Here is a 13358-nt window from a genome sequence, read left to right as displayed (position 1 = left end):
AGCGAATAGATGAGCATTCAACCAAACTCTTTATTATTAGAAACGAGACACACCCTACATAAGTGGCTTAGCCTAAGCACGGGCGTCATCATTCTTTTTTTCAGTTTTCTGAATGTCGTCATTTTAAAGCAGACGACTATTGGCTTAACAGAAGCGTTTTTTGGTCTATTGCACCTGTACTTTTTCTATTCGGCGTACCAAGGGAAGATTAAAAAATGGCATACTTATATGTTAATTACTTCTTTAACGGTCACTATTTTTTACGTGTTTTATTCTGCTGATTTAAGAGCAGGCTCCGTGTATTGGCTCATTATTTTACCGCCGTTATACTGTTTATTAGCAGGGCCAAAACTAGGCCTTGTTTACACCATTTTACTCTCTCTTCCTGCTATCTCTTTTTTATTCATCAAATCGGACATAGAAAGCTATATTCCCCATCGATCCGTACTGAATTTTTCGCTCGCGTATTTTCTGTCTTTTGCCATCTGTTATTTATATGAAACACAGTACACAAAAAGCAGTCAAATATTACATAGAATGGCATTTGAAGACCCGTTAACGGGTACTAAGAATCGACACGCATTGAAGTTTTTCTTTGATGATTTTAATCAAGAGGCTATGGACCCTTTCCAAGAAAAGTACGAACCAGAAGAAACGAGACTTTTGATGATTGATATTGACCACTTTAAGAGCGTCAATGATGAATTCGGACACGACGTCGGTGATTCGGTACTGGTGGAAATGGCCGAGTTACTTCAATCCTACACAGACAACCATCATGTTTACCGAATTGGCGGAGAAGAGTTTCTTATTATTCAAAATAGTACTTCAACGCAAGCGTATGAATTTGCAGAGTCAATTCGTAAGCGCATTGAAAACAACATTTTCAGAACTCGCCAAAAAAACATAAAAATTACGGTCAGTATTGGTATAGCAGAACTTAAAAGAGGGCAAACTTTCAGAGAGTTTTTGCGTGTCGCTGATAAAAATCTCTATTCAGCAAAGAATAAAGGACGTAATTTAGTGCACTACAACTCTATTAGTCTTTCCGAGGCGGTATAAGAGCAAAAATGCCTAGCACGCTAGTTTACATACCTATTGTTCTTAAGCGAAACCGTTAATGAGCACTCGACAACAGCCACAAACCTCGGTTCCACCTGAAGCATTACATAAATGGTTAAGCATTTTGGTGTGCGTGCTGCACTGTATGTATTTTTTATTAAACATGCTGTTGATGCAAAAAATAGGAATCGGCGCCGTACAAGTTATTGTGGCTGTCTTTAGTGGCTATTGCTTTTACTCTTCATTAAAAGAACGCTATCAGCCATGGCAAAGTTATACCTTAATGGCGCTTTTAACCTTCAACATTTTAGCGTCTGCATCATTAATGGAGTTTTGGGCGGGCGCGATCTTTTGGAGCCTAGCCTTACCACTTTGGTACTACAACTTATTTGGATTAAAAAAAGGCTTTTGTTGTAGCGCCATGATTGTCATATTTTCCGCTACCATTTTATACCTTCGAACAGACACAAGCCTTTTCATGCCCTATCGAACCGTTTTCAACTTCACCTTGGCTTATTCCTCTGTTTGGTTAATGTGTCATATCTACGAAGTACAACGCCAAAAAGCTAACCTATTTCTACGCTCTCTCGCATTGCAAGACGCCTTAACTGGTGTACAAAACCGCCACGCACTAAAAGCAGACTTTAGCGCTGTCCGTAAAAAAGCGGAAAGCATTCACATGCTCATCATTGATATTGATCGCTTTAAAAGCATCAATGATAAATTTGGCCATGACATTGGTGACTCCGTATTGATTAAAGTCGCCAATGAACTTAAACAATCAATTCAAGGCCTAAGCGTCTACCGTTTAGGTGGTGAGGAGTTTGTTGTTTTATTAAAGGGAATAAGCGATATACAAGCCTATGAACAGGCTGAAGTCATTAGAAAAGCGATTGAGCAAGCAACATTCCATAGCCATACAGATGCAATCACACTCACCGTCAGCATTGGCATCAGTTCATTACAACCAGAACAAGAATTTACCGACTTTCTGCGAGCGGCCGATGTGAAGCTTTATCAGGCTAAACATGAAGGACGAAATCAAGTACGTAATTAATGAGTAAATGTTTCTAAAAACAACGCTTCTACTTTTTCTCTCGCCCAAGGTGTTTTGCGTAAAAATTTCAAACTGGATTTCACCGACGGATCACTTTTAAAACAATTAATATTGATACGAATAGACAACTCCTCCCAGCCATAGTGCTCTACTAGATCCGTTACGACCTTTTCTAACTTCACACCATGCAAAGGGTTATTAACTTGTGTTTCGCTCATATTAATCTAATCCTGTTCTTCAATTAACGATTTTGGAGGAGTATACAGCAAGCAGAAGCAAACTCATTTTTTCTTTAACCTTACATTCTTGCTATGGTCAATTTGTTAAAAAAATAAAATTATCTAAGAATATTTGACTAATACGCAAAATCCCCAAACAATAGCATCAAACATAGGAGAATAAATGAATGGGTATTTTATCTGGCCTTAAAGGTCTATTTTCAGGCGGCGAAAGCCCACCAGAAAAAGCAGAAGAAACAATAGAGTATAAAGGTTTTTCAATCGTCCCCGCACCAATGAAAGACGGCGGTCAATTTAGAGTGGCAGCGATCATCACTAAAGGGGAAGGCGAAGATCAAAAAACACACAAATTCATTCGCTCAGATTTAATGCCAAACCGTGACGAATGTATTCAAATCACGCTTCGCAAAACAAAGTTGACCATAGACCAACTAGGCGACAATATTTTCGGCTAACGATAAAGGAAAGTAAGATGAGCGCATCAATAGGACAACACTGGAAACAAGTTAACAAATGTGAAGACCTATTAGGCGCCGATTTTATCGCTCGCACTTTTGCCTTTTCAGGCCCCAAAACCCAAGTCTATAGCACGCTCATTCATCATGTTGGCAACCCAAACGCCGAAAAAGCCATTTTGTATGTCCACGGTTATACCGATTATTTTTTTCAAACGGGTTTGGCTGAGCATTTCATTGGCCTCGGCTATCGTTTCTATGCTGTGGACCTACAAGGCTATGGTCGTTCTATTCGCCCTTCACCCCCACCCAATTGGTGTGATTCGATTGAGCAATACAGCCAAGACGTAGACATTGCCTTAGCCACAATGAAACAAGACGGCATTAATGACGTTGTCATACTAGGACATTCCACTGGCGGCTTAGTCGTGTCTACTTACTTGGCACTCCCCCATGCTTTGCCTGAGCGAGCGAGCCATTACCATAAAGCGTTTCCAGCTGTCAGTGGTCTCATTCTAAACAGCCCATTTCTTGCGCTTCCCTTTCCACCATTAGCACTCAATCAGATAAGCTGGTCCATTCGAGCCTTAGTTTCTGCTTTACCTTTTTTGTGTTTACGAGCCAAAAAAATCAATATTTATTCGAAGACACTGCACCGTAAGTTTGGTGGAGAATGGGACTATCGATTGGATTGGAAACCCGCAGAAGGCTTTGATTTGTCTTTCCATTGGCTGCGCGAAATCATCTTTGCACAACGTAATCTTGCCAATCAAAAAATAGACATTCCAACTTTGTTATGCCATTCAGACATCAGCACAATAGGAAAATCAACCATAGAAGAAACCCAACAAGGCGATGGTGTATTAGACGTCGACAGCATGCAAGACGCTGCCAGCAAAACCTTTAATAACCTAACAACCGCCTCTATTCCGAAGGGCTTCCATGATTTGTACCTATCACATCAGCCCGCTCAAACCGCCTATTTGTCGGCCATCACTGATTGGTTAAAACAGTTCAACGAAAATCACCAAGAACCCTAAGCGCCTTGGCGACGCATCACCCAGTCTAACAAACACGTTGGCAATACACGTTTCATGAAGACCGCCGCATAGGTTGGTGTTGTTACGTAATAACGCGCTCTAGGTCGTTTTGATTCTAAGGCATGAATCAATTTTTTAACCACCGCACTGGCTGGCAATGTTTGCGATGACGTCACACCTTCTTGACTGAGCCGTGCTATCGCTTCTTCGTAACCTTTTTGATGGCGACTGTTCACCATATCGATATTGTCTTTTAGCGCGGTCAACGCATTGGCACGAAAGTGACTTTCGATTGGACCGGGTTCAATCAAACTGACCTTTATCGGTGTATCGAATAACTCCAAACGTAAAGTATCTGTTAACCCTTCTAAGGCAAACTTGCTCGCGTTATAAGCCCCTCTAAACGGCGCAGCAACTAAACCAAGCACCGAACTGTTATTGATAATCCGACCATAACCTTGAGCTAACATGATACTAAGCACTTTTGTTGTCAGTTCATGAGTGCCAAAAAAATTACTCTCAAACTGCGCTCTTAATACATCCACAGGCAAATCTTCCACCGCACCAGGCTGACCATAAGCGCCATTATTAAACAGGGCAAACAAATGCCCATGCGTAATGGCTAATGTCTCCTCCAACCCTTTTGCAATCGAATCAGAGTCTGCCAAATCCAACTGTACAACATGCTTTATGCCCTGAGCTTTCAATGCGGCTACGTCTTCTTGTTTGCGGCAACTGGCCACCACAAGAAACTGACGGTCTTGAAGCATTTTGGCGGCTTCCAAACCAATGCCCGTTGAACAACCTGTAATAAGAATGGAGTACTGCATAGCGGTTCCTCATGAAGAATAAATAATCATTGTCTGGATAGTAGCAAACTGTCAAACAAAGTGCCTTCCTCTTGATTTCGATGACAGTAAATTTCGTCGTAACTGCCCATACTCTTACCTTATTTTTTGTGGCCTCTGAAGCCACTCAAGCCGCCAGTAATGAAGCAGAACTCAAGTATCAACGTTTCACGACACTCTACAAAAGCAAGGTGGTTGGCAAAGCCGATTTTGATACGGCAAAAGCCAACAGAGACAGTACCAAAGCCAAAGCGCAACAAACCTACGACCAATGGTTAGAATTAAAAAACGGTGCGCGTGAAGAAGACATCGCCCAATCCAATGCTAAGGTTCAGGCGGCGCAGGCCGCTCTGTTATGGCAGGAAAAAGCGCGTGAAGATCTCACTATTAAGGCACCGGTTGATGGCACCATTGATACACTTCCTTGGCATGTTGGAGATCGTGTTGCTTTTGGCAGTTTACTGTCTGCTCAGCGCCCTTATGCACTGGTATATTTACCCGCCAGTGTGTTAACAAAAATCAAAACGGGCGACGCCGTTAACGTCTTTGCCGATGGCATCGAAGCGCCTATTCAAGGACGAGTCAGTAATATCCGCTCACAACCTGCTTACACACCTTTTTATGCACTGAATGAGCGGGACCGAGCGCGGCTCATGTATCTAACAGACATCGACCTATTACAAGCAGACAATCTGCCCACAGGCTTGGCGGTTGAGATACGCCTACCATGAACAATTCAACACACACGACACCAGATCAAGTGGAATACGCCATTGAAGCAAAAGGTCTAAGCAAACGCTTTGGCAATAACATAGCGGTCAATAAGCTCGACTTAAAAATCCCTAAAGGCAGCATCTATGGCTTTCTTGGGCCAAATGGCTGTGGTAAATCCACCAGCATTCGTCTGCTTACCGGTTTATTAGGCGCCAGCGAAGGCGACGTCAGCATTCTAGGCAAACCGTTATACGACCACCAACAAACGCATGCATCACTCACGCTGCCAATAGGGCAATGGATCGTCGATGGTTCGGATACGGTGATTGCGTCCAGTATTCGAGCGCTGCGATACATGCCTTTAGACGAAGTAGCGAACCGTAATACGCACCACACCCAGCTTTGAAGTGGTGCAATACTTCAATCCAGAACAAAGAACTGTGGTCAATATCGTCCCAGGGCTGGTGGCTGTCATTCTTACCATGACGATGATTTTATTCACGTCTGCCGCTATCGTACGTGAACATGAACACGGCAATATGGAATTTCTAATCACAACCCCAGTTCGTCCAATAGAATTGATGATTGGCAAGATCTCACCCTACGTCATCGTCGGGCTTATACAGGTTGCGATTATTTTAAGTGTCGGCCATTGGGTCTTTTCCGTTCCGATTAGGGGCAGTTTTTGGTCTCTACTAAGCGGCTCCATTTTGTTTATTTTTGCCAGCTTAACCCTTGGACTGGTGCTGTCCACCATTGCCAAAACGCAACTACAAGCGACGCAAGTGACCATCTTTATACTGCTGCCTTCCATTTTACTTTCAGGCTTTATGTTCCCCTACGACGCCATGCCCGTTGCCGCGCAATGGATAGCAGAAGCCCTGCCCGTCACCCACTTTATCCGCATGATTCGTGCTATTGCATTGCGTGACGCCAATATTCTGCTATTGGGAAAAGACGCGTTATGGCTGGGGTTATTTACCGTAGGCGGGATAATCATTGCGTCATTACGCTTTAAAAAGACACTGGGATAGGTGTCTACCATTATACGAAAAAAACGTATATTAGTTATGAGACGTTTTTATGCACATACATTATCGAGTCTGCTTTCGCGATCATGTCATCAAGCGACAGCTTGGTATCGTAGGGAAAGGAGACTGCCCCTGCGCTAAATTTAATGCTATACGGTTTATTAAAGCGCAAATTCATCTCGATAACCGCCTCATTAAACCGACTTAGTAATGCATTAACCTCATCCATGTCCGTGTCAGACAACATCATAACGAACTCATCACCGCCCAAGCGACCTAAAATATCACTCTCTCGAAATGTCTTTTGCATTGTCTGTGTAAATTCAATCAGTACATAATCCCCTTCTTGATGCCCGTAATGGTCGTTAATTAACTTAAACTCATCCAAATCAAAGAATATAAACGTCATCGCCATTTTTTTACGAATGCACAGTTTCCGAGTGTGTTCTGCTACTGTAAAAAAGCCACGTCGACTATAAAGCATGGTCAATTCATCAAGCGTTGCCCATTGCATGGACTTAATTTCTTGCTCAATCATCGCACCAAAGTCTTTCAATAACCCTTTATCAGACTCACTGAACGTTCTGGGTTTAGTATCAAGAATGCACAAAGTTCCTAAATTAATACCCGTTCGAAGTTGAAGCGGATACCCAGCATAAAAACGAATGTTAGGATTTGCAGTAACAAATGGGTTATCAAGAAAACGATCATCTTCTAATGTATCAGCAATAACAAACACATCGTCTTGATTAATTGCATGCCCACAAAAAGAGATATCTCGCGGAGTCTCAGTCACCTCAACACCCTGACTGGATTTAAACCACTGTCGATCTTCATCTATCAAGGTAACTAAGGAGACAGGGACATCAAACATTTTCATCGCCATGCGAGTAACACGATCAAACCTTTCTTCATGAGAAGAATCTAAAATCTTAAGTGCTCGTAACGTATGCAGTCGTTCCGCTTCACTCTTCGGTTTTTCAGGTGGTTGCATGACGCTTCCTTCTGTTCTTGATCAATTGACTATAGCAGCTATTAAAAAATAAATTTTTCCTGACCAAAAGATCAGACAACTTAAACCAGTAATAACTGATAGCGGTCGATATTAAATTCTATCTGGTTTAACGCAGGACTTTACACTCATCATTTAAGTTAAGAAAACACGATATGAATTAATAAGACGCATAACTATAATGTCATTTTTTTGAAACCATTTAATTGACGAATGATATCTAAAAATAAATCCCGACCAATCGGAATCAATGCATCAGGAAAGTCATAATCTGGATTGTGTAATTGTGGACTAGTTTGACCTGCGCCCAAGGCAAACATGGCACCTTCTTTCGCCGTCGCGGTGAACTGTCCAAAGTCTTCAGACCATCGCATTGGCTCATCCAAAAGTAAGCAAGGGGTTTGCGTGGTTTCACAGGCACTGACAATACGATCGCAACCTTCTTGGGAATTGACGCTGGCTTGAAATACATCCTCGTATTCAAATGAAATACCAAGATTTTCACTTTTAGCGACCGATTGAGAAAACGCCTCGGCCTGCTCTATCAGCATTTGCATGCCTTCGTTGGTTTCACTGCGTAAGGTCACCATCACCACCGCGTCACCCGGCGATGTACCAAAAGCGACCTCACCCAATTTAGCGTGAACCACCGTCACCCAATGCCGCCCTTCTATTCCTTGATCCACGATTTTAGAAGGCAATGCACTCAATTCTTGAATAATATTACACATAACATTGGCTGGACTTATCCCATTTTCAGGGTGCGCTGCATGAGACGTTTTTCCTTTTAAATGGATAATCATGCCTCTCGAAGCGCAATTAAACGTACCCGCCCGCACCGCCACTTTGCCTAGCTCTAACCCTGGATAGTTGTGCAGTGCAAACGCATAATCTGGTTTAAGGGCAGCAAAACGTACATCGTTCACCACCTGAATCGCGCCCATCCCCGTTTCTTCGGCTGGCTGAAAACACAGCACGACACGACCCTTCTGTGGCCGAAATTTCGCCAGTTCCGCACCCAGTGCTGTCACAATACTCATGTGACCATCGTGACCACATTTATGAGAAACGCCTTTTACTTGCGAACGGTGCTTAAAAGTATTGGTTTCTTCGATTGGCAACGCGTCTAATTCACTGCGAATCAAGGTCGTGGGCCCACTATCAGTTCCATTAAATACAAAAGCAAGACCCGTTCCACCAAGATCGGTGACAATCTCGTCTGGCGAAAAAGACTGAAATTCATTGAGTATACGAACCGCGGTTGCTTCTTCTTGGTTAGAAAGTTCTGGATTCTGGTGGAGCGTTTTACGTAACGTGATTAAAGCGTCTAAAGATGACATATTTGAACTCGTTGACAATATGGCTTAAAGAATTTGAACCTAGCTCAAACATCCATTTATTGCGCAAACTCAACCATCAGATTAAGCGCTTCTTTTAAGTCTTCTAGCTCTTGGCCAGAAGGCACGGCTTGTTTCGCACATTCGTTTACCGCCATGGCATGATTCATAAAAATTTCATTTTGAGGGTAGGTAAGGTCATATCGTTTAGCAATTGTTTTCTTATACGCATCAACCTGTTCTTGCATTTTCTTCGTTTTAGATTGATCTCCGCCATTGAACTGTAATAACCCAGGAGTCACAATTTCACGTTGAATATATTGGTTATAACCTTCTAGCCCATTACGAACTTTTTTTACGGCATTTTTATCATATTTAGAACCCGTTTCATCCAGTTTCTTATCGATATGTTCGATGAGACCTTGGCACGTTTGCATTTCGTTTATCAACGCCGCCATTGATAATTGAGGGATCAAAAATAAAAGCGTTATTATAATTATTTTCTTCAACGTCATACTCCATTTAAACAATTAAGATCCTCAAAAGAATAGGCCATAAACCAAGATAGGCCAAGTGATGGCTGGTGAGTGATTTTTCTTAGCGTTAAAGAAAGCCAAAAAGCGAATCGTAGCTTGGTTGACGGCGTAGCGTAATCGGTGACCAACTTTTTCACAGGTGCCTTCTAGAGCGTCTGGTTTAAACTGTTCAACTAAAAAATTATCGGCTTCACCTTTATTTTGGAGGTGTTTTTTCTAAGCCTATTAAACGCTATTTATGACGTAAACAGACAAACTCATACTTCATAGCCGCCATACAATGACTCACCTTTAACTCATTCTATAATCTGGAGCGGCTATGTCTGACTTTATCACCGTTATGCGCGAAACTTGCCCAACACCTGTGGTAAACGCAACAAAATGGACTCGTATTGGTGGCGATCCACATACTGTGAACCTAAACGCCTACCTTTCAAAAGACGGTAGCAAAATAATGGGAACTTGGATCTGCACGCCAGGTAAATTTGAAGTGAACTATGACAAATGGGAGTTTTGCCACTTCTTAGAAGGTTACTGTATCATCACACCCGAAGGCGAAGAGCCAAAACACCTAAAAGCGGGTGATGTATTCGTCATCGAACCGGGAATGAAAGGCACTTGGGAAGTAGTAGAAACGGTTCGAAAATACTTCGTATTCGCTTAAATAATCAACTTGTGAGCTGAACATGATGTTCGGCTCACAAGGCTTTTATTCTCTCTTAGCAAATATCAAATAAGCGCTAGTCTTACCATTCATCTTCAACATCAGCAAAGATTAACCCAATCAGAATGAGTATATTTAGTAACAAAAAAAGCGAGTCGTAGCTCGCTTTTGTCGATTCCAGCAGAAGAAAACCCAAGAACTAACTCAAGGCGGTTGAGTGAAACTCTAGGTGTTCGTCGATAAAACTGGCGATAAAGAAGTAGCTGTGGTCGTAACCCGGTTGACGACGTAGCGTGATCGGGTGTCCAGTTTTTTCACAGGCGGTTTCTAGAGCGTCTGGTTTAAGCTGTTCAGCTAAAAAGTTATCGGCTTCGCCTTGATCGATAAACAAGGGTAAGCGCTCACTTGCGCTTTCGATTTGGCTTTCTACTAGACAAGTGGCATCCCATTCGTTCCAAGCGGCTTTGTCTTCACCTAGGTAACCGGTAAAGGCTTTTTCGCCCCAAGGACAATTCGTTGGATTGACAATAGGCGCGAACGCCGAGACAGATTGGTATTTCTCGGGATTTTTTAACGCACAAATCAAGGCGCCGTGACCACCCATAGAATGACCAGAAATAGAACGTTTGTCAGTGACAGGAAAGTTCGTCTCGATCAAATGTGGCAACTCTTGTACCACGTAATCGTACATGTGATAGGTGTTCGAATACGGCTCCACGGTCGCATTGAGATAAAATCCCGCGCCAGAACCAAAGTCGTAGCTGTCATGCTCGTTCGGATATTCTGTGCCGCGTGGGCTGGTATCAAGACATACAATCGCCAAGCCTAATTCTGCGGCTTTGCGAAAGGCACCGGCTTTTTGCATGAAATTTTCGTCAGTACAGGTCAAACCCGATAACCAGTACAAAACAGGGACGGTTTGTGTTTCCGCTTGCGGCGGTAAATAAATCGCAAACGTCATCTCGCCTTTTACCGACAAGCTTTCATGGCGATAGCGCTTTAGCCAGCCACCGAAGCTTTTAGTGCTAGAAAGTAATTCCATCGTTCCACTCCTTAGCGTTGGCTTTCTACTTTCTATAGGGAAGAAAGCCAACGTGATTTTCGATTGATTAGAAGCCGTTACTTTTTATCAAACAGGATAACCGTACGAATACTCTTACCTTCGTGCATCAAATCAAACGCTTTATTGATGTCTTCAAGCGGCATAGTGTGTGTCACGAATGGGTCGATTTCGATTTTTCCGTTCATGTAGTCTTCTACGTAACCTGGCAATTGGCTGCGGCCTTTAACACCGCCAAACGCCGATCCTCTCCAGACTCGACCGGTCACTAGTTGGAATGGTCTCGTTGAGATTTCTTGTCCAGCGCCAGCCACGCCAATAACAATGGATTCGCCCCAACCTTTATGGCAACACTCAAGCGCCTGACGCATGATTTGCACGTTGCCGATACATTCGAACGAGTAATCTACGCCGCCGTCTGTCATATCCACGATGACTTGTTGAATAGGCGCATCAAATGACTTCGGATTAACGCAATCCGTCGCGCCAAACTGTTTCGCCATTTCGAATTTAGATTCATTAATGTCGATGGCAATAATACGGCCTGCGCCAGCCATGCGTGCGCCTTGGATAACCGACAAACCAATGCCGCCCAAACCAAAGACCGCCACGGTGTCGCCTTCTTCGACTTTCGCTGTGTTCAACACGGCGCCGATTCCCGTGGTAATACCACAGCCTAACAAGCAGACTTTTTCTAATGGTGCATCAACATGGATTTTCGCAAGCGCGATTTCAGGAACCACACTGTATTCAGAGAAAGTAGACGTGCCCATGTAATGAAAAATCGGTTCGCCATTGATGCTAAAGCGGCTTGTGCCGTCTGGCATTAAGCCCTTTCCTTGCGTTTCGCGAACGGCACTGCACAAGTTGGTTTTGCCAGACAAGCAGAACTTACATTCCTTACATTCTGCCGTATAAAGTGGAATCACGTGATCGCCTGCTTTCAGCGTTGTGACACCTTCACCCACCGCTTCAACAACACCCGCGCCTTCGTGACCTAGGATCGCAGGAAAAACACCTTCTGGGTCTTCGCCAGACAACGTAAATGCATCCGTATGACAAACACCCGTTGCCACCATACGAACCAAGACTTCACCCGCTTGCGGATCTTGCACATCAATTTCTTCGATTTTAAGAGGTTGACCGGGGCCCCAAGCAACAGCAGCTTTACATTTCATTGTGTTCTCCAAAGTATGTTTTTAAGCAATTTTTCATCTAAATAATGGCACCCAGTGTAGTCGCAAATCATTACGACGATAATGCTCATTTTGGAAAATGATTATTGCTATACAGCAATAATCATTTTTTAATGTCACTCATTTGCGATAAAGTACCAAACATAAAATCAAGCCAAGTGAGTGAAATATGAAAAATTGGGAAGCGATGGAAGCCTTCATCGAAGTGGTTAAACAAGGTAGTTTTTCGGCGGCGGCGATTAAGCTCAGCGTTTCTGCTTCGCACATCAGTCGCTTAATCACTCAATTAGAAGCGGAGCTTGGCACCACGCTACTCTTTCGAACCACACGACGCATTCGTTTAAGCGAAGCAGGCGAGCTGTATTATCAGCATTGTCGCGGTTTACCTGAGGCGCTGAGTAGCGCGGAAGAAGTCATTTCAACGCTGAATCAAGCCCCGATTGGATTGTTTAAAATGACCTGCGCTACTACCTTTGGCGAGCGTTATATTGCGCCGCTGATGAACGATTTTTTATTGGATCACCCTAAAATCGAACTGGATTTTCACCTTACCAATCGCGCGGTAGACATCATCGACGAAGGCTATGACCTTGCTATTCGCATGGGCGCGATGAAAGATTCGAGCCATTTATCACGCCGTTTGTGTGATCGTGTTGAATATCTTTGTGCGTCTCGGGAATATATAGACCAACACGGTATGCCACATACGCTTGCAGAACTTAATAAACATCGCTGTTTGATTGGCTCAAAGAGTCATTGGTTATTTCAACAAGATGGACAACGCAAAGAAATAAAAATTACCAGCCAATGGCGAAGCAATTCTGGCCCCGCGCTAATAGACGCGGTTCGAAAAGGCTTAGGCATCGCCCAACTACCGGATTATTACGTGAATGACGACCTAGCCAGTGGCAAACTAATCGCCCTGCTCCCTCAGTATCAATATCCTTATAGTGGCGTTTGGCTGGTTTATCCAAAAGTTCGCCAGCCATCACCAAAATTGCAACGCATCTGTGATTATCTGATTCAGCGTTTTAAAGAGAATCCGGCGTTTGCCAAATAACTGGCTTATGTTTAAATACACACAAACTCATTAAGCACGTCATTACA

16 protein-coding genes are annotated in these 13358 nt (G+C 43.3%); 9 read left to right on the top strand and 7 right to left on the bottom strand.

The window, feature by feature from the left end; translation table 11 throughout:
* The first annotated feature begins 9 nt into the window (after positions 1-9).
* Together M3I01_RS02545 and M3I01_RS02540 are read left to right on the top strand one after the other, a co-directional pair.
* A complete protein-coding gene (locus M3I01_RS02545) occupies positions 10-1062 on the top strand; it encodes a GGDEF domain-containing protein (protein ID WP_255894003.1) in 1053 nt (350 codons plus the stop codon).
* Positions 1063-1120: 58 nt separating this feature from the next.
* Positions 1121-2119, top strand: a complete 999-nt coding sequence (locus tag M3I01_RS02540; protein ID WP_255894002.1) for a GGDEF domain-containing protein — start codon at positions 1121-1123, stop codon at positions 2117-2119.
* Here M3I01_RS02540 and M3I01_RS02535 read toward each other — a convergent pair.
* A complete protein-coding gene (locus tag M3I01_RS02535) occupies positions 2116-2337 on the bottom strand; it encodes a VF530 family protein (protein ID WP_255894001.1) in 222 nt (73 codons plus the stop codon). The genes M3I01_RS02540 and M3I01_RS02535 overlap by 4 nt on opposite strands.
* 188 nt (positions 2338-2525) lie before the next feature.
* Here M3I01_RS02535 and M3I01_RS02530 point away from each other — a divergent pair, with 188 nt between their 5' ends.
* Positions 2526-2813, top strand: a complete 288-nt coding sequence (locus M3I01_RS02530) for an HlyU family transcriptional regulator (RefSeq protein WP_255894000.1) — start codon at positions 2526-2528, stop codon at positions 2811-2813.
* 17 nt (positions 2814-2830) lie between these two features.
* On the top strand, positions 2831-3853 hold the full coding sequence (locus M3I01_RS02525; protein ID WP_255893999.1) for an alpha/beta hydrolase: 1023 nt from the start codon (positions 2831-2833) through the stop codon (positions 3851-3853).
* On the opposite strand, the gene M3I01_RS02520 is transcribed toward M3I01_RS02525, so the two are convergent.
* Complete coding sequence (locus tag M3I01_RS02520; RefSeq protein WP_255893998.1) at positions 3850-4683, bottom strand: SDR family NAD(P)-dependent oxidoreductase; 834 nt, start codon at positions 4681-4683, stop codon at positions 3850-3852. The genes M3I01_RS02525 and M3I01_RS02520 overlap by 4 nt on opposite strands.
* Positions 4684-4763: 80 nt before the next feature.
* On the opposite strand from M3I01_RS02520, the gene M3I01_RS02515 reads away from it, so the two are divergent.
* The 3 genes from M3I01_RS02515 to M3I01_RS02505 are packed head-to-tail and all read left to right on the top strand — an operon-like array spanning position 4764 to position 6449.
* A complete protein-coding gene (locus tag M3I01_RS02515) occupies positions 4764-5432 on the top strand; it encodes an HlyD family secretion protein (RefSeq protein ID WP_255893997.1) in 669 nt (222 codons plus the stop codon).
* Positions 5429-5821, top strand: coding sequence for an ATP-binding cassette domain-containing protein (locus M3I01_RS02510; RefSeq protein ID WP_255893996.1), 393 nt, complete (start codon positions 5429-5431; stop codon positions 5819-5821). Before M3I01_RS02515 ends, M3I01_RS02510 begins: the two co-directional genes overlap by 4 nt.
* A 34-nt stretch (positions 5822-5855) precedes the next feature.
* Positions 5856-6449, top strand: coding sequence for an ABC transporter permease (locus M3I01_RS02505; protein WP_255893995.1), 594 nt, complete (start codon positions 5856-5858; stop codon positions 6447-6449).
* Between the two features lie 34 nt (positions 6450-6483).
* On the opposite strand, the gene M3I01_RS02500 is transcribed toward M3I01_RS02505, so the two are convergent.
* From M3I01_RS02500 to M3I01_RS02490, 3 genes are all read right to left on the bottom strand, one after another.
* Complete coding sequence (locus M3I01_RS02500) at positions 6484-7440, bottom strand: sensor domain-containing diguanylate cyclase (RefSeq protein WP_255893993.1); 957 nt, start codon at positions 7438-7440, stop codon at positions 6484-6486.
* 194 nt (positions 7441-7634) lie between these two features.
* Positions 7635-8798: an amidohydrolase gene (locus M3I01_RS02495; protein WP_255893992.1), complete on the bottom strand. Its 1164-nt coding sequence runs from the start codon at positions 8796-8798 to the stop codon at positions 7635-7637.
* A 56-nt stretch (positions 8799-8854) separates the two neighbouring features.
* Positions 8855-9304: a hypothetical protein gene (locus tag M3I01_RS02490; RefSeq protein ID WP_255893991.1), complete on the bottom strand. Its 450-nt coding sequence runs from the start codon at positions 9302-9304 to the stop codon at positions 8855-8857.
* Positions 9305-9650: 346 nt separating this feature from the next.
* On the opposite strand from M3I01_RS02490, the gene M3I01_RS02485 reads away from it, so the two are divergent.
* A complete protein-coding gene (locus tag M3I01_RS02485; RefSeq protein WP_012068575.1) occupies positions 9651-9995 on the top strand; it encodes a cupin domain-containing protein in 345 nt (114 codons plus the stop codon).
* A 199-nt stretch (positions 9996-10194) separates the two neighbouring features.
* Here the strand turns inward: M3I01_RS02485 and fghA are convergent, their stop codons facing one another.
* Positions 10195-11037 carry an S-formylglutathione hydrolase gene (gene fghA, locus M3I01_RS02480; RefSeq protein WP_255893990.1) on the bottom strand — a complete coding sequence of 281 codons (843 nt, stop codon included), beginning with the start codon at positions 11035-11037 and terminating at the stop codon, positions 10195-10197.
* A gap of 77 nt (positions 11038-11114) precedes the next feature.
* Complete coding sequence (locus M3I01_RS02475; RefSeq protein ID WP_255893989.1) at positions 11115-12233, bottom strand: S-(hydroxymethyl)glutathione dehydrogenase/class III alcohol dehydrogenase; 1119 nt, start codon at positions 12231-12233, stop codon at positions 11115-11117.
* 187 nt (positions 12234-12420) lie between these two features.
* Between M3I01_RS02475 and M3I01_RS02470 the strand changes: the two genes are divergently transcribed.
* Positions 12421-13311: a LysR family transcriptional regulator gene (locus M3I01_RS02470; protein WP_255893988.1), complete on the top strand. Its 891-nt coding sequence runs from the start codon at positions 12421-12423 to the stop codon at positions 13309-13311.
* The last annotated feature ends 47 nt before the right edge of the window (positions 13312-13358 follow it).

It is taken from the genome of Marinomonas maritima, assembly GCF_024435075.2.
Classification (GTDB): domain Bacteria; phylum Pseudomonadota; class Gammaproteobacteria; order Pseudomonadales; family Marinomonadaceae; genus Marinomonas; species Marinomonas maritima.
Note: the sequence above shows the minus strand (reverse complement) of the source record. Positions and strands in the feature narration are given on the sequence as shown.